Source organism: Actinocrinis sp., from assembly GCF_035938995.1.
Taxonomy (GTDB): Bacteria; Actinomycetota; Actinomycetes; order Streptomycetales; family Catenulisporaceae; genus DASZGI01.
In genome coordinates this window covers 1-24,905 of record NZ_DASZGI010000036.1, presented here as the reverse complement: position 1 = coordinate 24,905, position 24,905 = coordinate 1, and the positions used below count along the sequence as shown (strand labels likewise).

The window sequence follows — 24,905 nt, the reverse complement described above, 5'->3', positions numbered from 1 at the left end:
ACCCCGCGCCCGCTCGACGGCGTCCCGCCCTTCGTCTGGCACGGCTCGATCCGCAGCCCCGAGATCGCCGAGCAGGCCGCGTACTACGGCGACGGCTTCTTCGCCAACCACATCTTCTGGCCGAAGGAGCACTTCGTCCGGCTGATCGGCCTCTACCGCCGGCGCTTCGAGCACTACGGGCACGGCTCCGCGGACCAGGCGATCGTCGGCCTCGGCGGGCAGGTGTTCATCCGCAAGAACTCCCAGGACGCGGTGCGCGAGTTCCGGCCCTACTTCGACAACGCCCCGGTCTACGGCCACGGCCCGTCGCTCGAGGAGTTCATGCGCGAGACCCCGCTCACCGTCGGCAGCCCCCAGGAGGTCATCGACAAGACCCTGACCTTCCGCGAACACTTCGGCGACTACCAGCGCCAGCTGTTCCTTGTCGACCACGCCGGGCTGCCCCTGAAGACCGCGCTCGAGCAGTTGGACTTCCTCGGCGAGGAGGTCGTGCCCGTCCTGCGCAAGGAACTCGACGCGAAGCGGCCCGCGCATGTTCCGGACGCCCCGACACACGAATCGCTGCGCGCCGGAAAGGCATTCCTGGACGCGGCCAAGCTGGAGGCGGCGAAGTGAGCACGCGCCATCTGGTCGGAATCTCGGCGGGCATGGGGCAGCCCTCTGCGACGCGGCTGCTGACCGATCGGCTGCTGGAGGCCGCGTCGCGGGCGTTGGGCGAGCGCGGCGTGGCGGCCGAGGCGAGCGCCGTCGAACTGCGCGACCACGCGCACGACATCACCAACGCCCTGCTGACGGCCGTGCCGACCGGCGGACTGCGCGCCCTGATCGACGAGGTCGCCGACGCTGACGGCCTCGTCGTGGTCAGCCCGATCTTCAACGCCTCGTACAGCGGACTGTTCAAGATGTTCTTCGACATCCTCGAGCCGGACATCCTGGCCGGGAAGCCGGTCCTGGTCGCCGCGACCGGCGGCACGCCGCGCCATTCGCTGGCCCTCGAGCACGCCCTGCGGCCGATGTTCAGCCACCTGCGTGCGGTCACCGTGCCGACTGCCGTGTACGCCGCGACGGAGGACTGGGGCGCCGGAGGTACGGGCGCCGAAGACTTGGTGCACCGAATCGCTCGCGCTGGCGGGGAGCTGGCCGAGCTGGTCGCGGCGCGCGAGCCGGCCCGGCGATTCGACCCCTATGCGGAGCCCGTCCCCTTTGAGCGTCTGCTCGCTGGATGAGCGTTCGTGCAGCGCGGATGACACTGCGGCAACGCCGTTAACGGACCATTCCCCTTTGCGTCGCCGTCGCGCCTCCTGAGCGCCCGGTCCCCGTGGTGAGACTGTCCCGCCGGGTCTCGCCACGCCCGAGGACATCTGGAGAGGGGTCTTCCGTGACTTCCGTAAACCGCCGCAGATTCGTTCAGCTGACCGGGGGCGCGGTCACCGCCTCGATGCTCTCCGCGAGCATCGCCCGGGCCGCCGCCATCCCGGCGAACCGGCGCACCGGCAGCTTGGACGACATCGAGCACATCGTCGTCCTCATGCAGGAGAACCGCTCGTTCGACCACTACTTCGGCACACTGCGCGGGGTGCGCGGCTTCGGCGACCCGCATCCGGTCACGCTGGCCAGCGGCAAGTCCGTGTGGCACCAGTCGGACGGTACGAAGGACATCCTGCCGTTCCACCCCGACGCGGCCGACCTCGGCCTGCAGTTCATCCAGGACCTCCCGCACGACTGGAACACCGGCCACGCCGCCTGGAACAACGGCAAGTACGACCAGTGGGTGCCCGCGAAGGGCTCGACCACGATGGCGCACCTCAACCGCCAGGACATCCCGTTCCACTATGCGCTGGCCGACGCGTTCACCATCTGCGACGACTACCACTGCTCGATGCTCGGCCCGACCGATCCCAACCGCTATTACATGTGGACCGGCTACGTCGGCAACGACGGCCAGGGCGGCGGCCCGGTGCTCGGCAACGAAGAGCTCGGATACGGGTGGACCACCTACCCCGAGCGGCTCGAGGCCTCCGGGGTCTCCTGGAAGATCTACCAGGACGCGGGCGACGGCCTCGACGGCCCCGGCTCGTGGGGCTGGACCAGCGACGCCTACATCGGCAACTACGGCGACAACTCCCTGCTTTACTTCCACCAGTACCAGAATGCCGCGCCCGGCAACCCGCTGTACGACAAGGCGCGCACCGGCACGAACGCCAAGGGCGGCCAGGGCTTCTTCGACGTCCTCAAGGCCGACGTCGCGTCCGGGAACCTGCCGCAGATCTCCTGGATCGTGGCCCCCGAGGCCTTCACCGAGCACCCGAACTGGCCGGCCAACTACGGGGCCTGGTACGTCTCCCAGGTGCTCGACGCGCTGACCGCGAACCCGGACGTGTGGAGCAAGACAGCCCTCTTCATCACCTACGACGAGAACGACGGCTTCTTCGACCACGTGGTGCCGGCCTTCGCGCCCACCTCGCGGGCCCAGGGACTGTCCACGGTCAGCACCTTCGACGAGGACTTCCAGGCGCCGGCCGGCGACACGTACGTCTCCGGCCCGTATGGACTCGGCCTGCGGGTCCCGATGCTCGTGGTCTCGCCGTGGAGCAAGGGCGGCTGGGTGTGCTCCGAGGTGTTCGACCACACCTCGATCATCCGGTTCATGGAGCGGCGGTTCGGCGTGTTCGAGCCGAACATCGCGCCCTGGCGCCGGGTCGTGTGCGGCGACCTGACCGCGGCCTTCGACTTCTCCGACACTGAGACCGGGTTCCCCGCCCTGCCGAGCACCGCCGGCTACTTCCCGCCGGACCAGAACCGCCACCCCAGCTACGTGCCGACGCCCCCGGCGAACCCGGAACTGCCCGCGCAGGAGTCCGGTGTGCGATACGCCCGGCCGCTGCCCTACAACCTGGCCGCCGACGCAGCCGTCTGGGGCGGCAACCTCCAGATCGACTTCACCAACCCCGGCCAGGCCGGTGCGGCGTTCTTCGTCACCTCGACGACGCACGCGGCGGGGCCGTGGACCTACACCGTCGAGTCCGGCAAGTCGCTGTCCGACACCTGGGATGTGGCCGCGGACAGTCAGGGTGCTTACGCCTTCGTCGTGCACGGCCCGAACGGCTTCCTGCGGCGCTTCGAGGGCAAGGCCGCGACGGCCGGAGTCGAGGTCGCCACGGCCCAGGTCGGCGACGAGGAGCGGGTCCAGCTCACCCTGACCAACAACGGGACCGCTCCGGTGCGGCTCACCGTCACCGACGGATACGGCATCGACAAGCCGGACACGCACTACCTGCGGCCTGGCAGCAGCGCGACGCACAACGCCCACCTGCACCCAACCAACGGCTGGTACGACCTGACCGTGACCAGCGACCAGGACTCGTCCTTCGTCCGCCAGGTCGCCGGGCATGTCGAGAACGGCAAGCCGAGCACGAGCGACCCGGCGATCGGCGCCTGGTAACGCCACTCGCCCCAAGAGACCGGCCCCCAAAAGACCGACCCAAAAGACCGATACAGGGCGCCCGATCCCCTTCGCCTGGGGAGCGGGCGCCCTCATCGTTCTCTCATCCGCCTGACACGAATCCCTCATCGCCGGGCTCGAGCGTCGTCTCGGGCGCCGGACCGCGCGCCCGGGTCCACCGACGCGACGCAGGGGAGTCCGGATGTTCTTCACCTACCTCTTCCGGGAACTGAGACGGAGATCGCGCCAGGCGATCGTCGTCATGGTCGGGCTGGCGCTGGCGATCGGCTTGGTGATCACGGTCACCGCCGCGTCGTCCGGGGTGCGAAATGCGCAGTCCTCGGTGCTTCATTCGCTTTACGGCGTCGGCACCGACCTGACCATCACGCAGAACGCTGCGGACGGGAGCAACGCGCCGCGCATGTTCAAGCTCAACGGCACCGGCGGCGCGGGCAAGAGCGCGACCACGAACACCGACAACGTCCTGCCGGCGCCCGGTCAGGGCACGATCGCTTCGTCCGCGCTGAGCCGGATCGCGCACCTGGCCGGGGTGCAGTCAGTCTCGGCGAGTCTGTCAGCGCTCGATATCAAGTTCAGTGGGACGGTGACCGAGTCGCAGGGCAGCGGCGGCGTCTCGGGCCTCACGCCCGGCGTCGGGCCCGGCATCACCGCCCCGACCGCCGGCGCGAACGTGGGCGTCCAGCCGACGAGCCTGCTCGGCGTCGATCCCACGCGCAGCGGCATGGGGCCGCTCTCGACGGTCACCATCACCTCGGGCCGCAATCTCACCGCGGCCGACGCGAACAAGACCTCGGCCGTGCTCGACTCCGGATATGCCTCGCAGCAGGGGCTCAAGGTCGGATCGACGTTCACGGTCGCGGGCACGACCTTCACCGTCGTGGGCATCGCGACCACCCCCTCCGGGTCCGGCGGCGCGAACATCTATCTGCCACTGGCGAAGCTGCAGGTCCTGGCTTCTGACGCGAACGACGTGACGACGATCTACGTCAAGGCCGCCAGCGCGGCGGATATCTCCCAGGTGCAGAACGAGATCCAGAAGGCCGTCCCGGGCGCGACGGTGACCTCGTCCGCGAGCCTGGCGGGGTCGGTGACCGGCTCGCTGGCCAGCGCCGCGTCGCTGGCCGACAACCTGGGCAAGTGGCTCGCCATCGCGGTGCTGGTGGCGGCGTTCGCGGTGGCCGTGCTGTTCACGATGTCGGCCGTCGGGCGCCGGGTGCGCGAATTCGGCACGCTCAAGGCGCTGGGCTGGGCCTCGCCCCGCGTCGTGCGGCAGGTCGCGGGCGAGGCGATCGTCGTCGGCCTGGCGGGCGGGGCGCTGGGGATCGGGCTCGGCTACGCGGGCTCCGCGATGGTGGCGCACTTCGCCCCGACGCTGACCGCGACCACCGGCGACGTGCCGCAGGGCGGGGGAGGGCAGCCGGAGTCGCTCAGCGGCCCGGTCAGCGGCGCGCAAGGGCCGCCAACCGGCGGCAGCGGTGGGGTTCCGGGACTCACGCAGAGCATCACGGTGCACCTGACCGCGCCGGTGGAGATCCGCACCCTGGTCCTCGCGGTGCTGCTCGCCGCCCTTGGCGGCCTGCTCGCGGCGGCCTTCGGCGGCTGGCGGGCCGCGTCGCTGCGCCCCGCCGCCGCGCTGCGCCGGATCGCCTGACCCGCCCGCCCCACCACGCGCAGACCAGGACCGAGGAGAACACGGTGTACGAGATCAAGGATCTGACGAAGACCTATCGGCGCGGGTCGCAGTCCGTCGAGGCGTTGCGCGGCGTCACCGCGACCATCGCGGACGGCGACCTGCTGGCGATCCAGGGGCCGACCGGCCACGGGAAGTCCACCCTGCTGCAACTGCTGGGCGGGCTGGACCGGCCGACCTCCGGATCGCTGCGGCTCGGCGGGGGCGACCTGACCCGGATGAGCGAGCGGGGGCTCACCCGGATCAGGGCCGCCGAGATCGGGTTCGTGTTCCAGACCTTCAACCTGATCCCGACGCTGACCGCGCGGGAGAACGTGGAGGCGGCGCTCGTCCCGCTCGGCGTCTCGGCGGACCAGCGGCGGCGCCGTGCCGCCGAGGCGCTGGCCGACGTGGGGCTGGCGCCGCGGGCCCGGCACGTGCCGGGGGAGTTGTCCGGCGGCGAGCAGCAGCGGGTCGCGCTCGCCCGCGCGTTGGTCAAGCAGCCGCGGGTGATCCTCGCGGACGAGCCGACCGGCAACCTCGACGAGGACACCCGCGACGAGATCATGGACCTGATCGAGCGGCTGTGGCGGGAGCGCTCGCTGACGGTGGTGATCGTCACGCACGACTCCGCGATCGCGAAGCGGGTGCCCCGGGTCGCCTGGATATACCACGGGGAGCTGAGCATGCGGAAGGAGTCCGCACCGCGATCGGGTGCGGGCGCCGACGCGGGGACGGGGGCGGAAGCGGGCGCGCCGGCCTAGCGTGCCCGCGGACTTTCTCAGGCTGCTCTTGGTTCTCAGGTGCTTTTCATGAGCACGAGGCAGGTTCACGACATCGCAGCGAGCCGGAAGTGAGCCCCACCGCGACGGAAGGAGAGTGCGGACCATGCCCGCGAGCCCCGGGCGCATCCTGGTCGTCGACGACGAACCCACGGTGCGCGAGAACCTGAGGATCGGTCTGGAGTTCGAGGGCTATTCGGTCGCGGTGGCCGAGGACGGGGTGGCCGCGCTGGCGCAGGTCGGCGCGGCCGCCCCGGACCTGGTGATCATGGACGTGATGATGCCGCGGATGGACGGCCTGACCGCCTGCCGCCGCCTGCGCGCCCGCGACCCGGCCACCCCGATCCTCATGCTCACCGCCCGCAACGCCACCGGCGACCAGGTCGTCGGCCTCGACACCGGCGCGGACGACTACCTGACCAAGCCGTTCGACTTCGACGCCTTGCTCGCCAGGATCAGGGCCCTGCTGCGCCGGCACGCGCTGCTGGCGTCGGCGGCGTCCACGGCGGCGATGCCGGGCGAGCGCGACCGGCTGGTCTACGCGGACCTGACCATGGACCGGATCACCCACGAGGTCTGGCGCGGCCCGCGTCTGTTGGAGCTGACCCGCACCGAGTACGACCTGCTCGAGACGTTCCTGAACCACCCGCGCCAGGTGCTCACCCGCGAGCAGCTCATCAGAGCCATCTGGGGCGTCGATTTCAGCCCGGCCTCCAACCCGATCGACGTGTACGTGATGTACCTGCGGCGGAAGACCGAATCAGACGACGAACCGCGGCTGATCCAGACCGTGCGCGGCGTCGGCTACGTGCTGCGGAGCGCGCCGTGATCCGGCGGATCACGGCGAACGCCGGGGCGGCCGTGCGCATCCGGCTCTCCCTGCGCACCCGGCTCGCCTCGCTGGTCTGCGGCGCGATCGGGCTGGCCGCGATCGCCGCCGCGCTCAGCTCGTACCTGCTGGTCAGCGGGCAGTTGCACCAGGAGGTCGACGCGGAGCTGGCCACCCAGGCCCAGCAGGCGCCCAAGTTCATCCAGATCGGCCAGGGACAGGTCGCCGCGGGGACCGGCGGCGGGCTCACCCCCGGCGTCACGGTCGGGGGCGGCAGCCTGAGCGGCACGACCACGGCGCAGCAGCCGGGGCCCGAGTTCGCCGGCGCGTTGCCGTTGGACGGAACCGTCGTCAGCACGGCGGACTGTGTGCAGAGCCCGGTGCCCAGCGACAATCCCGTTGTGCGCCCGCAGTTCGGCACCCAGCTGGTGAAGTCGGACGGTACCCGGTGCGCGACTCCGTTCTACGCCACCCCGGTCACCGCAGCGGACATCGAGGTAGCCCAAGGCACCTTGAACAGCACTTTGCATACCGAGTACACCGACGGCGGCCAGCATGTCCGTGTTCTGACCGTCCAGGCCGGGCCCGGCGTCGCGGTCACCTACATCAGGCCTCTCACCGACGTGGACAGCTCGCTCGGTGCACTCGCCTGGCGGCTCGGCATGGTCGCCGCGGCGGGGCTTGTCGCCGCCGTTTTGGCCGGCATCTGGGTCGCCCGGGCGGCGCTGCGTCCGGTCCGGCGGTTCACCGAGGTGGTCGAGCACGTCGCCCGCACCGACGACCTCGGCACGCGGGTCGAGGTCTCCGGCCGGGACGAGATCGCCCGGCTCGGGGTGTCCTTCAACGACATGACCGAGGCGCTGGAGTCGGAGCGGCAGCGCCAGCGGCGCCTGGTCTCGGACGCCGGGCACGAGCTGCGCACCCCGCTGACCGGTCTGCGCACGGCGGTCGACCTGCTGGTGCGCAGCGAGCGGACCGGCCGCGAGCTGAGCCCGGCACATCGGCGCACCCTGCTCGCCAACGCGGACGCGCAGGTCGGCGAGCTGGCCCAGCTGGTGAACGATCTGCTGCGGCTCGCCCGCAGCCAGGAGTCCGCCGCCCCGCCCCGTGTCCGCACCGCGTTCCACGAGGCGGCGGCGCAGGCGGTGGAGCGGGCCCGGCGGCGCGCCCCGTGGGTGCGCATCGACACCGAACTCGAGCCCTGCTATGTGCTCGCGGACTCCGGCAGCCTGGAGCGCGCGGTGCTGAACCTGCTGGACAACGCGGTGAAGTTCTCCCCGCCGGACGGGCGGGTCACGCTTCGGCTGTCCGCCGGAGCCTGTGTGATTCAGGATCAGGGTCCTGGGATCGCCGCCGAGGACCTGCCGCGGGTGTTCGACCGGTTCTGGCGCTCAGCCTCGGCCCGCGCGCTGCCGGGATCGGGGCTCGGACTGGCGATCGTCGCCCAGTACGTGGCGCAGGTCGGCGGATCGGTCTCGCTGGAGAACGCCGGAGTCGCGGGAGCCGGCGGCAGCGACCGGACGGCGCGCACCGGAACCATCGCCCGGCTTACCGTGCCGCTCGACCACAGCGGGCAGGTCTGCCAGGCATAGGGATTAAGGAGCCTGACCGACCTGCCCGCGCTGTGCCGCAGCGATCCTGCTTCTCAACCGGCCAGGGATTGAACCGAGACATCCCAGAGCCGGGCGGCGGCCTCGGGGTCGAGCGCCCACGCCGCGACACCGCGACGGGTGCCCGGCTGGTTCGGCCCGGCCTCGTTGCAGTCCTCGAAGTACCGTCCGCCGACGCCCTCGAGCAGCGGCGAGGTGGCGACCAGGACGGATGTCGCGGCGCCCTGCTCAGGCGTCTTCCACACCACGCCGCTGCTGCCCGCCTGGGCGCGCATCTGCTGCAGTTCCTCGTCGGAGACGTACCGCTGCAGGTTGGTCCGGATCGCGCCCGGCATCAGAGCATTGACCGTGATGCCGTCGTCCGCCCAGCGCTTGGTCGCCTCGACCGCGAACAGTACGTTCGCCGTCTTCGACTGGCCGTAGGCGATCCAGGGGTCGTACTCGCGCCGTTCGAAGTGGATGTCGTCGAAGTCGATGCCTGAGCGCAGGTGCGCCACGGAGCTGACGGACACCACGCGCGCGCCGCCAGCTGCGGCCAGCGACGAGTGCAGGCCGGTCGCCAGCAGGAAGTGGCCGAGGTGGTTGGTGGCGAACTGGAGCTCCCAACCGCGCGCCGTGCGGCTCAGCGGTGAGGCCATGATCCCGGCGTTGTTCACCAGGATGTCCAGCGGGCCGTCCCAGCGGCCGGTGAACGCGGTGACCGACGCCAGGTCGGCCAGGTCGAGCGGCTCGACCCGGACCTGCTTGCTGCCGGTCGTCGCGGCGATCTCGTCGGCGGTGCGCTGACCGGCCTCGGCGTTGCGGACCGCGAGTGTCACCTCGGCGCCCGCCCCGGCCAGCGCGCGGGCGGTCTCGACGCCGATCCCGGAGGCGCCGCCGGTCACGACGGCGCGGCGGCCGGTCAGGTCGATCCCCGCGATGACCTCGGCGGCGGTGGATGCGGCGGTGAATGGAGTGGTGATGAGTTCGGGCATGGTGTTCCGTCCCGGAGTCGCCGGTACTATTAAACGGAGGAACCTCCGATACGGCCGACTATAAACGGAGACTCCTCCGTTTAGCAAGCGCGCGAGGGGCGCGAGAGGAAGGACGGACACGATGCCGGACCCGGCAGGCGGCGGGCGACCGCTGCGCGCTGACGCGCAACGCAACCGCGACAAGTTGCTCGAGGTCGCCGTGCGCGCGTTCTCCCAGGGCGGCCCGGAGATCCCGCTGGAGTCGATCGCCAAGGAGGCGGGCGTCGGCATCGGCACCCTCTACCGGCACTTCCCCACCCGCGAAGCGCTCGTCGAGGCCGCCTATCGCAGCGAACTGGCCAGGCTCTGCGACTCCGCTGCCGACCTGCTGCGCGAGCTGCCCGCCGACCGGGCCCTGCGCGCCTGGATGAACCGTTTCATCGACTACATGGCGACCAAGCAGGGCATGGCCGAGGCTCTGCGCGCCGTGATCGCTTCCGGCGGAAACCCCTTCTCCGAGAGCCGGGACCGTCTCACCGCCGCCATCTCGCTGTTTCTCGCAGCCGGGGCCGATGCCGGAATCCTGCGTTCCGACGTCGACTCCTACGACGTGCTCGCCGGCCTGAGTGGCATATCGCTCTCCGCCGGAGAACCGGCCCGCCGAGAGCAGGCGGGCCGCTTGCTGGACCTTCTCCTGGACGGACTGCGATACCGGGCCGACGCCGGCTGATCCATACACGGACACCGACATGGCCGCCCCCATCGACAGCCCGAAGTCGGACCCGCGCGCCGCGGCGGAGCAGGCCCTCGACGGGGTGGCGGCGGACGCCTCCGAGGTGATCGCCGATGACCTGACCCGGCTGGTCACGTCCAGCCTGTCCGGGGACCGCGTCGAGCTGTACCAGCGGCCCGGCAGGTAAGCGCAACCACCCCGACAGCGGTTCATCAGAAGACGACTATCCGGAGACCGTGCGGATCGTGAACACTGAGGGCCATGCCGACCAGCGCCCTTTCCCTCCAGCCCGGGGAGAACGACGATCCCGCACTGGCCTACGCCCTGCACCAGCTGTCCTGGTATGAGCGTGCCAAAGCGCGCGCCCGGCGCAGCCACTACGCCAGCGAATTGCTGATCCTCCTCAGCACCGCGTCGACGGTGATCGTGTCGGCGCTGCGCGCGCCGGCCGTGGCCACGGCATCGCTGGCCGCGGTGACTCTGTTCCTCACCGGCTTCCGCCAGGTCTTCAACCCCAACGAGCGGTGGGTGAGCACCAGCGTCGCGTGGCTCGCGCTTCAGCAGGCCGTGACCGGCTATCAACTGCTCGCGATGGAGGAGCGCGACGCCGTCGCACGCCGGGCGCTGCTCGACCGCACGATCGAGGTCATGACAGCGGAGAGCCGGTCGTGGACCGAGCAGCGCCTGACCAATCAAGCCGGTTCTCCCGCCACGCTCGCGCAGCGGAAGCCGGCCTGACCGACTCAGACTGCCTACCCGGGCTCACTGCCTGCCCGGACTCACCTCGAACGGCCTTCACGCACGTCGAACCGACTGGCTCGCGCTGTGCGGCTCAACCCTTGAACGAGGCGGCGACGGCTTCGGCGAGCGACGCGGTCGGCCCGCCGATCAGCCGCCGCAGATCGCCGCTGTCGTTGGCCAGCTCGCCGCGCGCGATGCCGAGGCTGGAGTCCGCCAGGACGTTCGCGTAGCCCTCCGGCAGCCCGGCCGCGACCAGCGCCTCGGCGTACTGCGCGACCGGGAGGTCGCGGTACTCGACCGGCCGGTCGGCGTGCACCGAGACCTCGGCCGTCAGCTCGGCCATCGTGAACGGCTGGTCGCCGGCGAGTTCGAACACGCTGTCCCGGTGACTGTCCGCGGTGAGGACCGCCGCGGCGGCCTTGGCGTAGTCGGCGCGGGCGGCCGCCGCGACCCGTCCGTCCCCGGAGGCGCCGAGCAGCGCACCGTGCTCGAGGACTGGGGCCAGGTGCTCGGTGTAGTTCTCGAGGTACCAGCCATTGCGCAGGAGCGCGTAGGGCAGCCCGGAGGCGCGGATGAGCTCCTCGGTGGCCTTGTGCTCCTCGGCGAGGATCATCGTGGTCGTGTCGGCATTCAGGATGCTGGTGTAGGCGATGAAGCCGACGCCCGCGGCGACTGCGGCCTCGATGGCGTTGCGGTGCTGCGGCAGTCGCTGACCCACCTCGCTTCCGGAGATCAGCAACAGCTTCGACACCCCCGCGAAGGCGGCACGCAGGCTCTGCGGGTCGGAGTAGTCGGCCTCTCGCACCTGGATACCGCGCGCAGCAAGGTCCTGCGCCTTGTCCGGGTTGCGCACCGCTGCGACGACCGAGTCTGCGGGAACGTCGCGCGCGATGAGGCTGTCGATGACGAGATGGCCGAGCTTGCCGGTCGCTCCGGTGACGGCGAAGGTGCTCATGAGCTCTCCTACACTAACTTTTCGAAAGTACTATGTCGAGAGCTAGCACTATCATGCTCGTCGGTACTTTCGCAAGGAGTACACTGTGGGCATGGACCGCACAGCACCCACTTGCGCCGCAGAGACGGAGATGGACGAACTGGCCGCCGACGTCTTCGCCGGCGCCTGCCCGTCCCGCGAGATCCTCGACAACGTCGCCGGGCGGTGGGGCACGCTCGCGCTCGTCGCGCTGACCGAGGGCGCCTACCGGTTCAACGCGCTGCGTCGCCGGGTGCAGGGGGTCAGCGAGAAGATGCTTTCCCAAACGCTCCAGGCGCTCGAGCGGGACGGTCTGGTGCACCGTGACGTGCAGGCGACGATCCCGCCGCGGGTGGAGTACAGCCTGACGCCCCTGGGAGAGCGGGTCGGAGCGAAGCTTCGAGCGTTGGTCGACCTGGTCGAGGAGGAATTGCCGGCGGTGCGGGCGGCCCAGGAGCGCTACGACCGGGAAAAGCGGCAGGTCGCCGTCTCTGCGACGGCGGCCCGCACATAGCGGCGCTGAACGTCGAGCCCCTCCAACCGGCAGGCGGGCGGAACCTGCTAGGCGTGCAGGACGGCCTCGGCCTCGACGCGCCGCTTCAAAGCCCGGTTCAGGGCGCGGAAGCGGTCAACCGTGTCCTCGATCACCTTGCCCATGAGCGGAACGAGCGCGCCGGAGAACCGCTCGCTCTGCACGACCCGCGTGCCGCCGTCGACGGGCGTGAGTTCAAAGGAGTGCTCGCCGTCGAAGACGCCGGGCACCAGGAGATGCCCAAGCCAGCGCAGTTCCCGGCCCGGCGCCGCGACCACGATCCGCGGCCGGAAGGTGTTCGCCTTCTGCTCGTCCCGGAAGATGCGCACGGTGATCCGCTCCCCGGGCACGGCCCGGCCGACCGCCTCGCGGATGAACGGGTTCCATTCGACATAGCGGGGGAAGTCGGCCAGTGTCTCCCACACCCGGTCGGCAGTGGCCTCGATGACGATATCCGCGCTGATCGTGCGCATGGCGCCTCCAGTTCCAGGATCGGTCTGGCAGCTCGTGGCCGCCAGACCGATCCGCCCTTCGATACGGCTTGCGATCCAGCGTCGGTCGCGCCGCTAAGGTCCGGCTCCAGAGCGGCGTCGCCAAAGGACCGTCAGCCAACTCACCGCCCCGGGTCCACCACCATCGCGGAGCCGCCGAAGCGCCGGGTCGGCTCCGCCGCGGCCAACACCTCGCCGTGGCCCAGGAACTCGAGCCCGGTCGCCGCGCCGAGTTCCGGGGCCGTGGTGAACACCGGCGGCGCTGGGACGAAGCTCTGACCCAGCCCGGTCAGCGCCGGGTCGAGCGGCGACGAGAGGAACGCGGACTCCGCCTGGGTCGTCGAACTGTCGCGCTGCGAGATCCGCGGCGCCGCGATCGCCTGCGGCAGGCTCATCCCGAGATCCAGCCGGTTGAAGAGGATCTGCAGCACGGTGGTGATGATCGACGCGCCGCCGGGGGAGCCGACCGCCAGCAACGGCCGTCCGTCGCGCAGCACGATCGTCGGCGCCATCGAGGACCGCGGGCGCTTTCCGGCGGCGGGCAGGTTCGGGTCGGGAGCGGGCGGGTGGATCGGGGTGAAGTCGAAGTCGGTCATCTCGTTGTTGAGCAGGAACCCGCGGTGCGGCACGGTCAGCGCCGAGCCGCCGGTCTGCTCGATGGTCAGCGTGTAGGAGACCACGTTTCCCCACCGGTCGGTGACCACGAGGTGGGTGGTGGACAGCCCTTCGGTGTCGGTATCAGGAGTTTGCGTCGTGGCCGCCGTGCACGTCGTCGACGGGTGCGTCGGATCGCCCGGAGCGACCGGGCTGACGAGCGTGGAGGTCGGGCTGATCAGGCAGGCCCGGGATGCCGCGTAGGCGGGGGAGAGCAGTCCTGCGGTCGGCACGTTCTCGAATGCGGGGTCGGCGACCCAGCGGTTGCGGTCGGCGAAGGCGACGCGGCTCGCCTCGAGGTACGCCTGAAGCGAAGCGACCTGATCGGCCTCGGTGGCGTCGGAGAACTTCCAGCCCGACTTCTCCAGCGCGGCAAGGATGTTCAGCGCCTCGCCGACGGTCGTGCCGCCGGAGGAGGGCGGCCCCATCGAGTAGACGTCCAGGCCGTCGTACGAGACGTGGGTCGGCGCGGTGAGTGGCGCGGTGTAGCCCGCGATGTCGGCGGCCGTGATCACGCCGGGGCGGAAGAATCGGTCGGACGAGGGCGAGACCGGCGGATGCTGCGCGGTCTGCGCGATCTCCGTGCCGAGCACGCCGCCGTAGAAGGCGCCAATGCCCTGATGCGCGATCAGCTGGTACGTCGCGGCGAGGTCGGGATTGCGGAAGACCGAACCCAGGGTGGGGACCTGGCCGCCGGGCAGATAGAGCTGTGCGGTGGGGATGATGTCGCTGAACCGCTGCTCGTTGGTCGCGATCCCGGCATTGAAGTCGCCGGTGACGGTGAATCCGCGCTCGGCCAGGTCGGCGGCCGGCTCCAGCGAGTCGGCCAGCGACCGGGTGCCCCAGTGGTCCAGCGCCTGCTGCCAGGTCATGAGGGTGCCCGGCACGCCCACCGAGAGCCCTGAGTTGACCGCCTGGTCGAACGGCAGCGGCTGACCGGTGGCCGGATCGATGAAGACGGTGGAGGTGAACGCCTGCGGCCCGGTCTCCCGGCCGTCGATCGTCGACACCTTGTGCGTGCGGGCGTCGTAGTACACGAAGAAGCCACCGCCGCCGATCCCGGCAGAGAACGGCTCGACCACGCCGAGCGCTGCGGCGGTCGCGACCGCCGCGTCGACCGCGTTGCCCCCGTCCTTCAGCACATCGATGCCGATCTGCGTGGCGTAAGGGCTGACACTCGCGACAGCGCCGCCGTACCCGGTCTCCACCGCGTCCTTGGGTGGCGGTGGCACGGGGCTGCCGCCATCGGAGCGCGCGAGCGCGGGCGCGGGAGCAATCAGCGCACCGCAACAGACGATCGAAATCCCGAGGCGGGACAGCTTTCTAGGCATGGATGGCCACCCTCCAGGTTCGCGGTTGCCCGATTCGGGACACCTCCCCGCGACAGCCGCGGATCATGCGGTCCGGCAGCATCAGGGCACGATGACGCCGATCTGCTGCCTCAGGCTTCCCATCCGCCCCGGCGAGCGCCGGAGTCGGTGCACTTCAGTAGCCGGTCGGATGCGAAGAGTGCTCGGGTATTGTTGTGCGCCTCAGCAGACATTGGCTCTTCGACGCGACCGGGCGGTCGATTTCGAGGCGCGGCGACCCCAGCGCCAGCACACGGCGGGAAAGCACAGGATCGGTTCCGAATGAACGAGCTCCACGACGCGGCCGGGCAGCCGTCCCCGCTCGGTGCCCTGGTGGACCGGTTCGGTCCCCGGCTGTCAGAGATGGCCTTCGAGCCCGGTCTGGTCGCCGCCGTCGACCAGCACGCCGCCGCGGTGCGCGACGCGGTCGGCGGACACCACGGCCTGCGCGCCACCCTCGCCGACTACGTCATGGGGTTCACCGACGCACTGCGCCAGATCGGCTGGGACGAGCCGACCGGGCACGACTTCGCCAGCCTGCGCCTGACTGCGGTCTGCTGGCTGATACGCGAGCACGGGCTCGACGCGGCCTGAGCGTCCAACTCGTCCCGGTTCGTCGATGTTAACCGGGTCCTGATACCAGCTGCAGATCGCGCGGCGGGGAACACCCTTCGCCCCGCCGCGCGATCTATTGCCTGCCCTGATCGGCCTTAGGAACTACCGCCCGCTCATCCCCGGCTCGGGTCCGGCGACCGTGCCCCCGCCTGACTGGACCTGCGGCGTAGTCGGCTGCCCGGACATCGCGTCGGAGTGGCCCCGCTGGTAGGCGCCGATGCTGGACGACGCGTTGCGCATCTCGTTCTCGGCGGTGTCCAACATCCGCTCCCAGCGCTGCCGCATCGGCTGCACCAGACCGCCGCCCACGCCGACGATGATCACCCCGGCGACCGTGGCCAGCGCCGCCACCAGCACCGGACCGGTGATCGCGGTGGCGATCCCGGCCTGGCCGAGCGCCGCGATGATGCCGAGCGCCATCACGAACACCGCGGCGATCGTGCCCAGCGTGTTGCCGTACGACAGGCTGCTGAGAGCGCTGCCCACCACGTCCTTGACCACGCGGGCGATCGCCGCCGCGACGATGACGATCGCCAGCGCCACCAGGCCGCGCGGCAGCCAGGCCACCACACCGTCGATCATGGTGCTGACCGGGTTGGCGCCGAAGACGCCGAGGGCGAGCTGCAGCGTGATCAGCAGCAGGGTGTAGTAGACGATCTTCGCGATCAGGCTCGTCGTGTCGTACTTGCTGTTGGCCAGCATCCGGCTGACTCCGCCGCGCTCGGCCACCTTCTCGAAGCCGATGCGTCGCAGCACGGCGTCCACGGCCCGGGCGATCAGCCTCGAGATGAACCAGCCGATGAGCAGGATCACCAGGAAACCGACGAGCTTGGGCACAAACCGGGCGATCGAGCTCCACGCGTCGCTCAAGCCCCCGCTGAAATTGATCGATGCAAGTACTTGCTGGTGCATCCGGCTACTGCCTCCTCGCGCCGGCGCACCCGGAACCGCGCGGCACGCCACGGCCGAGAGCGATCGCCCTCTGTGCGCCTTACAAGCCCTTTGGTAACACGTCCTTTCCGGGCACTATCGCTTCGAATACTCCATTAGAGGCTGGTACTCCATCAGAACGGGTGACGCCGCCGCGCCCCTCCGCCCTGCTTTCGCCGGAGGCGCCGCCCAATCCGCCGGCGCTTAGACCAATGTCGCAGCGAACGGATCCCAGTCCACCGGAAGCACCGGTGCCTTGTCTGCCGTCGAGCCGACCGCGCGGAAGGCACCCTCCCGCGCCGATTCCGTGATCGCCGCCATGACTTCGAGCACGTGCAGCGCCAGCGTTCCGGCGGCTCGGTGCGGCACTCCGGCCCGGATCGCCCGCGCCATTTCGAGCACTCCCAGGCCGCGCCCGGCCTGCGTCCCCTCGACCGGCAGTTCGCGCCAGTCCTCGTCGCCGACCGCGCGGATGCACAGCGGACCGCCGAAGGTGTTCGGGTCCGGGACGGAAAGCGTCGCGTCGGTCCCGGTGATCTCGATCATCCGGCGGGCGACCGGCGAGTCGAAGCTGAACGTGGACGCCGCGCCGGCGCCGGAGGCGAACTCGATCAGCGCGGTGACGTGGGTGGGCACCTCGACCGCGAACTCGGTGCCCGCCTTGGGGCCTGAGCCGATCACCCGCCGCTCCCGGGCCCGGCGCGCCGTCGCGGCCACCTTCGCCATCGGGCCGAGCAGCGACACCAGCGCGGTCAGATAGTAGGGGCCGATGTCGAAGAGCGGTCCGGCGCCGCGCTGGTACAGGAACTCGGGTCCCGGGTGCCACGACTCCGGGCCCGGCCCCTGGATCACCGTGGCCGCTGCGACCGGTGTGCCGATCAGTCCCGCGTCCACGGCGCGGATCGCGGACTGGATCCCGGCGCCGAGGAAGGTGTCCGGCGCGTTGCCGACCCGAAGCCCGCGCGCCTCGGCGTCGGCGAGGATCTTCTCCCCCTCCGCCGGGTCGAGCGTGAGCGGCTTCTCCCCGTACACGTGCTTGCCCGCCGACAGCGCCGCCGCCGCGACCGCCGCGTGCGCGGCCGGGGTGGTCAGGTTCACCACGAGCTCCACCTCGGGCAGCGTCAGCACACTGTCGAGGCCGCCCGCGACCGGCACGCCGTACGCGCGCGCCGCCGTGACCGCCCGCGTCTCGTCCAGATCCGCGATCCCCAGGACCCGGACGTCCGGGAAGCGAGTCAGATTATTGAGATATTGCGCACTGATGTTCCCGGCGCCGACCAGCGCCACGCCGACCGGGCCGTTTCCCGCGCCTGCGCCAGCGACCGCCCCGGTGCTCACGTCGACTCCAGCCCGATCAGGTACGCGCGACTGTCGGCCAACGCCTCGAAGATGTCTGTCGCGCAGCTGTCCAGCTCCACGATCCGCCACGCATCGGGGCTGGCGGCCAGGATCTCGGGCACCGCCATCGCGCCCTTGCCGACCGCCGTGTGCGGCTCGCCCTTGACCATCGGGCCGTCCTTGACGTGCAGCGCGAACACCTTTTCACCGAGCCGACGGAGCACGTCGGGCACCCGCGCGCCGCCGACAGCCGCCCAATAGGTGTCGACCTCGAAAAGGACCTCCGGCGCGGTCAGGTCGGCAAGGACCTCGAGCGCGTGCCGACCGTCGATCAGCGGCTCGAACTCCCACCAGTGGTTGTGGTAGCCGAAGCGCAGCCCGAATCCAGCCGCCTGCGCGGCCAGGCGGTTGAGCAGATCGGCGGCGCGGGCCAGACCGTCGCGGGTGGTGAATTCCTTCTCGTCGATACCCGCGGGCAGGATGATCATGTCAGTGCCCAGGGTCGCGGCGGCCTCGAAGACCGGACCGGGCTCCTGGCGGACGAGCGCGATCGCGTGGGCGCTGGAGACGGCGAGGCCGAGATCCTCGGCGACGCGCCGGAAGCCCTTCGGGTCGTCGAGCGGGTTGTAGGGTTCGACGGCGCCGTACCCGATCTGCGCGATGCGGCGCAGCACGCCGTCGCGGTCGTCGGTGATGAGATCCCGGACTGAGTAGAGCTGCACGCTCAGCGGATGTGCCACGGTGTACCGATCCTTCGTGTCTCGCGTGTCCTTCTTGGCCTTCGAGTCCCTTGCCGAACGACTCCCGCTCACCCGACGATCAGGGGCCGCAGGGTCCGGTGCGCGATCTCCAGGCCCAGCTTCACCCGCGCCTCGTCGCCGCCCCAGACCGGGTCCTCGTGCTCGACCGACAGCACGCCGGTGAATCCGCCCTCGTACAGGGTGTCCACCACGCCCCGCCAGTCCACGTCGCCCAGGCCCGGCACGCGGTACCGCCACCAGCCGATGTCCCACGGCGAGCGGCGGCCCATCGTGCGTCCGAAGAAGCCGTAGCGCGTGCGCGCCTCGAGGTCGAGCTGCGCGTCCTTGGCCTGGGCGTGCGGGATGCGGTCCACGTAGGGACGCAGGGCCTTGACGGGGTCGATGCCGAGCCAGATCAGGTGCGAGGGGTCGTAGTTGAGGTAGAGGCCGAGGGAGAACATCCATTCCCACAGCTCGGGGGAGTAGGCGAGGTTCCCCGGGTAGCCGTCCGGGTGCCAGCCCTCCATGACGCAGTTCTCGATGATGATCTTCACGCCCTGCTCGCCCGCGTACTCGACCAGCGGCGGCAGCACGCGCTCGGCCACCTTCATGTTCTCGACCACCGACAGGCCCGGATCACGCCCGATGAAGGTGCCCACGTACGGCACGCCGAGCAGCGCCGCGGCGTCCACGTTGCGGCGCACGTGCTCTGCGATGGCTCGCCGCCGATCCTCGTCCGGGTGCAGGTTGTTCTCGTAGTACGCGAACGCGGAGATCTCCAGACCGTGCCGGTCGAACAGTGCTCGGACCTCCTCCGCCTCCTGCTTGCCGAACGCGGTGACGTCGATATGGCTGGCCTCGAAGTCGCGCGATCCGGTCGACGGCCAGGTGGCCACTTCCAGCGCCTCGTAGCCGTGTCCCGCCGCCCACGCCACGATCTCGGACAGCGGCAGGCCGGGCAGGCAGGCGGTGAGGAAACCCAGTTTCACGTCAGGACACCTCGATCCAGGAGCGGGTACGTGCGGAACACAGCACGGCCTCAGTCAGCCGCGCCGCGCGGGCCGCGTCACCAAACGTCGGGAATCGCTGCTCGCCGCCGTCGGCGACGGTCCGGTAGACATCCGCAACGAGCCCTGCGAAACAGTCGTAATAACCCATGGGGTGCCCGGCCGGCAGCGTGCTGATCCGCGCCGCCTCGGGGGAGAGCAGTGCCGGGTCGCGCGGCAGCACCGCGTTCCCATTGCGGGATCCCACGAACAACAACTCAGGGTTCTCCTGATCGAAGGCGAGGCTCGCGGCCGCGCCGTCCACCTCGAACCAGAGCCGGTTCTTGCGGCCGGGGGAGACCTGGGAGACCACAAGGCTTCCACTCGCCCCGCGGTCCGTGCGGAAGAGCACCTGCACCGTGTCCTCCGTCGTCACCGCCACCTGCCCCGCCTCGGCTACGTCGGTCCCCCGGCTTGCCGAAAACGTCTGCGCCACCCCGCCCACCCGTTCCGGTAGCACCGTCTGCACGCTCGCCGTCAGCTCGCTGATGCGGTGCCCGGTGACCCACTCGACCAGGTCACACCAGTGCGAACCGATGTCCGCGAACGCGCGCGACGCGCCGCCGACCGCCGGATCCACCCGCCAGTTGATGTCGCCCGGCTCGGACAGCCAGTCCTGAAGGTAGTGGCCGTGGATGAGCCGCACCGGGCCAGTGGATCCGCCCAGCACGCGCGCCCGCGCCTCGGCCGCCATCGGGTGGTAGCGGTAGACGAAGGGCACCGCCGCGACAAGCCCTGCCCGCGTAGCCAGCTCCGTCAGCTCCTCGGCCTCCGCCGCCGTAGTCGCCAACGGCTTCTCGCAGACCACGTGCTTACCCGCACCTAGCGCCAGCCGCACCAGAGCACCGTGCAACACATTTGGCGTACATACATGCACGACGTCTACATCGCCGCTCGTCACAAGCTCTTCAGAGCTGTCAAAGGAACGCCGCGCCCCCAGACTCTGCGCCGCCGCCTTCGCGCGCCCAGGGCTGGATGCCGAGACGCCCGCGACAACCGCCCCCGCGCGGCGGGCCGCGTCGGCGTGTACCCGGGCGATCATGCCTGCTCCGGCGATCGCCATTCGCAACGGCGTCTCGGACATCCCGGCCCTCTCCTTCAATTGTTAGGGACCCTAATCCGAACTCTTTATGGTGGCAATGCCTCGAATTACGCTAAGTTCTGTCGTAATTAAGGAGCGCGCACCCGCATGGACCCCTCACCAGCCGAACTGCGGAGGCTGGCCTCGCTCAGCGAGCTGGCCTGCCTCGTCGCCGACGGATCGGCACCGCGACGCGGGGCGCTCGCCCAGGCCACGGGGCTGTCCCGGGCGGCGGTCGCGCAGCGGGTCGACCTGCTGATCGCGCGCGGACTGCTGGTCGAGACCGAGCCGGAACCGGTCGGCCGCGGGCGTCCGCCGGCGAGCCTGCGTCTGGCCCCGGAGGCGGCGCTGGTGGCGGCCGTGGACCTCGGCGCGACGCACTGCCGGATAGCGGTGACCACGCTGGACGGCCGCCCGCTCGCCGAACAGGCGCGGGACCTGGACATCGACGACGGCCCGACGCGCGTGCTCGGCGCCGTCCACGAGCTGATCGGCAAGCTGCTGGAGAAGGCCGGGCGGCCGTCCCGTGACGTGCGGGCGATCAGCATCGGCGTGCCCGGCCCGGTCGAGGCGTCCACGGGCACTGTCATCCGCCCGCCGATCATGCGCGGCTGGGACGGCTACCGAGTGCCCGAGTTCTTCGCCGAGAGTGAGGGTGAGCGCGGGCGGAAGCATGAGCTGCATCGCGCTGACGTGCTCGTCGATAACGACGTCAACATCATGGCGTTCGGCGAGTACAGCCACCGCCGGGACGGAGAGCATCTGCTCTACGTCAAGGTCGGTACCGGCATCGGTTGCGGCATCGTGTCCGGCGGCGTGCTCCACCGCGGCGCGTCGGGTGCGGCCGGAGACATCGGCCACATCCGCCTGCCCGGCCACGACGACGTGCTCTGCCACTGCGGCAACAGCGGCTGCGTCGAAGCGGTCGCGGGAGGCAAGGCGCTGGCGAATGCGCTCAAAGAGGCCGGGCTAAAGGCGGAAGGCGTACGGGACGTGGTGCGCCTCGTGGAGGAGGGCAACCCGGTAGCCCTGCGCCGAGTCCGCGAAGCCGGCCGCCAGATCGGAGAGGTCCTGGCGTCCCTGGTGAGCTTCCACAACCCAGACGCGATCGTCCTCGGCGGCCGCCTCGCCCAGCTGCACGAGGAACTGCTCGCAGACATCCGCGCCGTCATCTATCGCAGAGCCCTGCCCCTGGCGACCCGAAGCCTGACGATCGAGACGTCCACTCTCGGCGAGCGCGCAGGCGTCGAAGGCGCCGCCCGCCTGGCCGCCCGCCACCTGCTCTCCCCCCGAGGCATCGGCAGACTGCTGACTCGCCCGGAGTGACCACGTCGGGCGACGCGCGCGCTTGCCGCGCTCACGTCCGTCCGTCCGCTGACGCTTCGCCGCCTCGCGGATCGCGCCGTTAGCGTCAGCCGCCGCCACTACCGGCGAGACGCGCCTCGCCGCGGACCCAGTCGCTGCCGTCCCGGCGAATCGTGCACTCCCAACCCAGCCGACGCAGCCGGAGTTCCAGCTGGCCCGGATCCACAAAGTTCTTGATCACGCGGAATGTGCTGCCGTCGCTCAGTTGCCGCTCGACGATCTCGTCCTGGCCCGCGACGTAGGTCTCTTTCTCGCATTCGTCGACGTGTTCGTCGATGAACAACACGCGGCCATCCTCGGCCAGCAGAACCCGCAGCGACTGCCAGAACTGCTCGAACCGGTTCGTCGGCACGTGCGAAAGCCACGCCGAGAAGAAGATCACGTCGAACCGGGCGTCCGGGTTCCACGAGAAGACGTCGGCGACCTCGAAGCCGACATTCGCCGACGGCACCCGATCACGAGCGATCGCCACCGCCTCGGGCGCCGTGTCGATCGCCGTGACCGTGTCCGCCAGGTCTGCGAGTGCCGCCGTCCACAGACCGGTCCCGCATGCGATCTCCAACACGCGACCGGTCGGCCGCATCTGTGTCACGAGTCGTGCGATACGGACGCGGGCCGCCGCGACATCGCCATACGCCGTCACGTCGTATTCGTCCGCGCGGCGACGGTAGTAGTCGACCTGATCCGCCAGAGCTTCCTCGGTCACCCAGACATCATCACACGCGAGCGAGCAGGCTGACCGCGCTCGACGGCTGGCCAGCGCGGCGATGGCATCGGGGCAACCGCCAGGTGATTACGCCATATCCGAGGGCAGGAGTTCGTCGATCAGGGCGCGCACTCGCGCTTCGATCTGGTCGCGGATCGGCCGCACCTTCTCCAGCGGTTGCCCGGCGGGGTCGTCGAGTTCCCAGTCCACGTACCGCTTGCCGGGGAACACCGGGCAGGTGTCGCCGCAACCCATGGTCACGCACACGTCGGAGGCCTTGACCGCGTCGACGGTGAGGATCTTTGGCAGCTCGGCGCTGATGTCGATGTCGACTTCCGCCATCGCCTCTACCGCGACCGGGTTCACCTTGGTGGCGGGGGTAGAGCCAGCCGAGCGCACCTCGATTCGGCCTGCAGCGAGGTGGGTCAGGAACCCGGCGGCCATCTGGGAGCGCCCGGCGTTGTGTACGCATACGAACAGCACGCTGGGCTTGTCGGTCACGATCTGCTCCTTGCACTCGTCGAGGGGGAGGTTGCGATGCGGTCGGTCGTGTTGTCCGCGGCGGCCAAGGGCGTGGCTGGGGTCGCTAGGTGCGGGTAAAGCAGCGCGATCAGCCCGACGCCGATCAGGGCGCCGATTAGTTGGGCGGCGATGAAGCCACCGATCGAGCCCGGGGCGATCCCGGCGAAGGTGTTGGTGAACGCGCGGGCGATGGTCACCGCGGGGTTGGCGAAGCTGGTCGAGCTGGTGAACCAGTACGCGGCGCCGATGTATGCGCCGACGGCGGCCGGGCCGGAGGAGCCGCGGCCGGTGCGGGCGAGCGAGAAGATCAGCAGGATCAGGCCGGCAGTGGCCACCACTTCGCCGAGCCACAAGTGAGCGCCGGTGCGGGCGTGAGTGGAGGCGGTCGCCGCCGGCAGCGCGAACATCAGATTCGCCAGCACCGCCCCGCCGATTCCCCCGGCGATCTGCACCGGGATGAATAGTGCCGCGGTGCGCACGTCGACGCCAGTGCCCGACCTGCGGCCCAGGACGTAGTCGGCGAGGGTGACCACCGGGTTGAAGTGAGCGCCAGAGACCGGGCCGAGCATGAGGATCAGCACGCCCAGGCCGAGCGCCGTCGAGATGGAGTTCTCCAGCAACTCCAGGCCGACGTCATGAGGGGAGAGGCGCTGCGCCATGATCCCGGAGCCGACGACGACGGTCACCAGCAGCCCGGTACCCAGCCCTTCGGCGAGGGCGCGGCGGGCCGGCGCGGCGTTCACGAGGAGGCGGTCGCGACGGATGCGCTGGTGGAAAGCAGGGAGCCGAGACGGTCCAGCGCGGCGGGCAGCACCCAGTAGTAGACCCAGGTGCCGCGCCGCTCGCAGTCGATCAGCCCAGCCTCGCGCAGCACCCGCAGATGATGCGAGATCGTCGGCTGTGAGACGTCGAACTCGCCGGTCAGGTCGCATACGCAGGCCTCGCCGCCCTCGTGCGACGCGATCAGCGACAGCAGCCGGAGGCGTACCGGGTCGCCCATCGCCTTGAACATCCCGGCCAGCGCCTTTGCGTCAGCCTCGCCGAGCGGCTCGCGCACCATCGGGCTACAGCAGTCCGGCGCCTGCAGCACCGGAAGCTCCTTCATCGACATGTGTCTATCTTGACAGTCGTCGATGCAAGGAGGCAAGCTCTCAGCGCATAGATGGATGTCTATCAGGAGAGGTGACTGCTGTGTCCCGAGTCCAGCTGGCCCTTCGGGTGACCGACCTGGAGGGCTCGATCGCGTTCTACAGCAAGCTGTTCGGCGCCGAACCGGCCAAGCGCCGCCCCGGCTATGCGAACTTCGCTCTTCTCGAGCCGCCGCTCAAGCTCGTGCTGATCGAGGGCGAGGGCGACGGGCCCACTGCCCTGGACCACCTCGGCGTCGAGGTCGAGTCCACCGAGCAGGTCGCCGACGCAACTGCGCGGCTGAGCGCCGCCGGGCTGGCCACCTTCGAGGAGGAGAACACCTCCTGCTGCTACGCGGTGCAGGACAAGGTCTGGGTCACCGGCCCCGGCCAGGAGCCGTGGGAGGTGTACGTGGTCAAGGCTGACGCGGATACGTTCAGCAACGCCGAGGCGGGCGACCAGGCAGGCGTGTGCTGCGGCACCGTCGCATGTTGCACCCCGGCGGAGGCAGCCATGGATCCGGCCCAGAGCGTCGAGCAGGCCAAGGCCGATGCGGGGTGCGCCTGCGCGTGACGGTGCGTGGAGTGCTCTTCCGGTTCAGCCGGACGGACTAGCGGCGACGGTGCGCGGGCAGGCGGTGGGCTGGGGGAGTGGC

At 70.4% G+C, this 24,905-nt stretch carries 27 protein-coding genes; 14 read left to right on the top strand and 13 right to left on the bottom strand.

Translation table 11 applies throughout. The features are described from left to right. From VGZ32_RS02275 to VGZ32_RS02245, 7 genes are all read left to right on the top strand, one after another. The coding region (locus VGZ32_RS02275; protein ID WP_326884086.1) for an LLM class flavin-dependent oxidoreductase at positions 1–615 on the top strand (615 nt) is incomplete at its 5' end. Beyond that, the gene (locus VGZ32_RS02270) at positions 612–1,226 is read left to right on the top strand and encodes an FMN reductase (RefSeq protein ID WP_326884085.1); all 615 of its coding nucleotides are present in this window, start codon (positions 612–614) and stop codon (positions 1,224–1,226) included. The genes VGZ32_RS02275 and VGZ32_RS02270, both read left to right, overlap by 4 nt. Before the next feature lie 152 nt (positions 1,227–1,378). Further along, positions 1,379–3,442: a phosphocholine-specific phospholipase C gene (locus VGZ32_RS02265; protein ID WP_326884084.1), complete on the top strand. Its 2,064-nt coding sequence runs from the start codon at positions 1,379–1,381 to the stop codon at positions 3,440–3,442. 202 nt (positions 3,443–3,644) lie between these two features. Next, positions 3,645–5,114 (top strand): ABC transporter permease, encoded by a 1,470-nt coding sequence (locus VGZ32_RS02260; RefSeq protein WP_326884083.1) that lies wholly within the window; start codon positions 3,645–3,647, stop codon positions 5,112–5,114. 44 nt (positions 5,115–5,158) lie between these two features. Beyond that, a complete protein-coding gene (locus VGZ32_RS02255; protein WP_326884082.1) occupies positions 5,159–5,896 on the top strand; it encodes an ABC transporter ATP-binding protein in 738 nt (245 codons plus the stop codon). 124 nt (positions 5,897–6,020) lie between these two features. Continuing rightward, positions 6,021–6,743, top strand: coding sequence for a response regulator transcription factor (locus tag VGZ32_RS02250; RefSeq protein WP_326884081.1), 723 nt, complete (start codon positions 6,021–6,023; stop codon positions 6,741–6,743). Continuing rightward, the gene (locus VGZ32_RS02245) at positions 6,740–8,335 is read left to right on the top strand and encodes a HAMP domain-containing sensor histidine kinase (RefSeq protein ID WP_326884080.1); all 1,596 of its coding nucleotides are present in this window, start codon (positions 6,740–6,742) and stop codon (positions 8,333–8,335) included. The genes VGZ32_RS02250 and VGZ32_RS02245 overlap by 4 nt, the downstream gene beginning before the upstream one ends. Positions 8,336–8,388: 53 nt before the next feature. Here VGZ32_RS02245 and VGZ32_RS02240 read toward each other — a convergent pair whose 3' ends face one another. Further along, a complete protein-coding gene (locus VGZ32_RS02240) occupies positions 8,389–9,327 on the bottom strand; it encodes an SDR family NAD(P)-dependent oxidoreductase (RefSeq protein WP_326884079.1) in 939 nt (312 codons plus the stop codon). Positions 9,328–9,448: 121 nt separating this feature from the next. On the opposite strand from VGZ32_RS02240, the gene VGZ32_RS02235 reads away from it, so the two are divergent. The 3 genes from VGZ32_RS02235 (at position 9,449) to VGZ32_RS02225 (ending at position 10,777) form a co-directional block, all read left to right on the top strand. Next, positions 9,449–10,036 carry a TetR/AcrR family transcriptional regulator gene (locus VGZ32_RS02235; RefSeq protein WP_326884078.1) on the top strand — a complete coding sequence of 196 codons (588 nt, stop codon included), beginning with the start codon at positions 9,449–9,451 and terminating at the stop codon, positions 10,034–10,036. A gap of 19 nt (positions 10,037–10,055) precedes the next feature. Next, positions 10,056–10,226, top strand: coding sequence for a hypothetical protein (locus VGZ32_RS02230; protein WP_326884077.1), 171 nt, complete (start codon positions 10,056–10,058; stop codon positions 10,224–10,226). A gap of 74 nt (positions 10,227–10,300) precedes the next feature. After that, the gene (locus VGZ32_RS02225) at positions 10,301–10,777 is read left to right on the top strand and encodes a DUF4231 domain-containing protein (RefSeq protein WP_326884075.1); all 477 of its coding nucleotides are present in this window, start codon (positions 10,301–10,303) and stop codon (positions 10,775–10,777) included. A gap of 94 nt (positions 10,778–10,871) precedes the next feature. Here the strand turns inward: VGZ32_RS02225 and VGZ32_RS02220 are convergent, their stop codons facing one another. Continuing rightward, on the bottom strand, positions 10,872–11,735 hold the full coding sequence (locus VGZ32_RS02220; protein ID WP_326884074.1) for an SDR family oxidoreductase: 864 nt from the start codon (positions 11,733–11,735) through the stop codon (positions 10,872–10,874). Between the two features lie 91 nt (positions 11,736–11,826). Between VGZ32_RS02220 and VGZ32_RS02215 the strand changes: the two genes are divergently transcribed. After that, positions 11,827–12,267 carry a helix-turn-helix domain-containing protein gene (locus tag VGZ32_RS02215; RefSeq protein ID WP_326884073.1) on the top strand — a complete coding sequence of 147 codons (441 nt, stop codon included), beginning with the start codon at positions 11,827–11,829 and terminating at the stop codon, positions 12,265–12,267. A gap of 47 nt (positions 12,268–12,314) precedes the next feature. On the opposite strand, the gene VGZ32_RS02210 is transcribed toward VGZ32_RS02215, so the two are convergent. Both VGZ32_RS02210 and ggt read right to left on the bottom strand, forming a co-directional pair. Next, complete coding sequence (locus tag VGZ32_RS02210) at positions 12,315–12,758, bottom strand: SRPBCC domain-containing protein (protein WP_326884072.1); 444 nt, start codon at positions 12,756–12,758, stop codon at positions 12,315–12,317. Between the two features lie 140 nt (positions 12,759–12,898). Next, a complete protein-coding gene (gene ggt / locus VGZ32_RS02205; RefSeq protein WP_349263457.1) occupies positions 12,899–14,761 on the bottom strand; it encodes a gamma-glutamyltransferase in 1,863 nt (620 codons plus the stop codon). A 300-nt stretch (positions 14,762–15,061) separates the two neighbouring features. Here ggt and VGZ32_RS02200 point away from each other — a divergent pair, with 300 nt between their 5' ends. Next, positions 15,062–15,373 (top strand): DUF6401 family natural product biosynthesis protein, encoded by a 312-nt coding sequence (locus VGZ32_RS02200; RefSeq protein ID WP_326884070.1) that lies wholly within the window; start codon positions 15,062–15,064, stop codon positions 15,371–15,373. 123 nt (positions 15,374–15,496) lie between these two features. Here VGZ32_RS02200 and VGZ32_RS02195 read toward each other — a convergent pair whose 3' ends face one another. The 5 genes from VGZ32_RS02195 to VGZ32_RS02175 form a co-directional block, all read right to left on the bottom strand. Continuing rightward, positions 15,497–16,306 (bottom strand): mechanosensitive ion channel family protein, encoded by an 810-nt coding sequence (locus VGZ32_RS02195; protein ID WP_326884069.1) that lies wholly within the window; start codon positions 16,304–16,306, stop codon positions 15,497–15,499. A 222-nt stretch (positions 16,307–16,528) separates the two neighbouring features. After that, positions 16,529–17,662, bottom strand: coding sequence for a Gfo/Idh/MocA family oxidoreductase (locus VGZ32_RS02190; protein WP_326884068.1), 1,134 nt, complete (start codon positions 17,660–17,662; stop codon positions 16,529–16,531). Further along, positions 17,659–18,402 carry a sugar phosphate isomerase/epimerase gene (locus VGZ32_RS02185; protein WP_326884066.1) on the bottom strand — a complete coding sequence of 248 codons (744 nt, stop codon included), beginning with the start codon at positions 18,400–18,402 and terminating at the stop codon, positions 17,659–17,661. Before VGZ32_RS02185 ends, VGZ32_RS02190 begins: the two co-directional genes overlap by 4 nt. Positions 18,403–18,470: 68 nt before the next feature. Further along, entirely contained in the window at positions 18,471–19,391 is a 921-nt protein-coding gene (locus VGZ32_RS02180) for a sugar phosphate isomerase/epimerase (RefSeq protein ID WP_326884065.1), read from the bottom strand. Position 19,392: 1 nt separating this feature from the next. Beyond that, positions 19,393–20,532, bottom strand: coding sequence for a Gfo/Idh/MocA family oxidoreductase (locus VGZ32_RS02175; protein WP_326884064.1), 1,140 nt, complete (start codon positions 20,530–20,532; stop codon positions 19,393–19,395). A gap of 105 nt (positions 20,533–20,637) precedes the next feature. On the opposite strand from VGZ32_RS02175, the gene VGZ32_RS02170 reads away from it, so the two are divergent. Then, entirely contained in the window at positions 20,638–21,855 is a 1,218-nt protein-coding gene (locus tag VGZ32_RS02170) for an ROK family transcriptional regulator (RefSeq protein WP_326884063.1), read from the top strand. Between the two features lie 85 nt (positions 21,856–21,940). Here the strand turns inward: VGZ32_RS02170 and VGZ32_RS02165 are convergent, their stop codons facing one another. From VGZ32_RS02165 to VGZ32_RS02150, 4 genes are all read right to left on the bottom strand, one after another. After that, positions 21,941–22,600 carry a class I SAM-dependent methyltransferase gene (locus tag VGZ32_RS02165; protein ID WP_326884062.1) on the bottom strand — a complete coding sequence of 220 codons (660 nt, stop codon included), beginning with the start codon at positions 22,598–22,600 and terminating at the stop codon, positions 21,941–21,943. 87 nt (positions 22,601–22,687) lie between these two features. Continuing rightward, positions 22,688–23,101, bottom strand: a complete 414-nt coding sequence (locus VGZ32_RS02160; RefSeq protein WP_326884061.1) for an arsenate reductase ArsC — start codon at positions 23,099–23,101, stop codon at positions 22,688–22,690. Further along, a complete protein-coding gene (locus VGZ32_RS02155; RefSeq protein WP_326884060.1) occupies positions 23,098–23,865 on the bottom strand; it encodes an MIP/aquaporin family protein in 768 nt (255 codons plus the stop codon). Before VGZ32_RS02155 ends, VGZ32_RS02160 begins: the two co-directional genes overlap by 4 nt. Further along, positions 23,862–24,233 (bottom strand): metalloregulator ArsR/SmtB family transcription factor, encoded by a 372-nt coding sequence (locus VGZ32_RS02150; RefSeq protein ID WP_349263456.1) that lies wholly within the window; start codon positions 24,231–24,233, stop codon positions 23,862–23,864. Before VGZ32_RS02150 ends, VGZ32_RS02155 begins: the two co-directional genes overlap by 4 nt. A gap of 80 nt (positions 24,234–24,313) precedes the next feature. Between VGZ32_RS02150 and VGZ32_RS02145 the strand changes: the two genes are divergently transcribed. Next, positions 24,314–24,823 (top strand): ArsI/CadI family heavy metal resistance metalloenzyme, encoded by a 510-nt coding sequence (locus VGZ32_RS02145; protein ID WP_326884058.1) that lies wholly within the window; start codon positions 24,314–24,316, stop codon positions 24,821–24,823. The last annotated feature ends 82 nt before the right edge of the window (positions 24,824–24,905 follow it).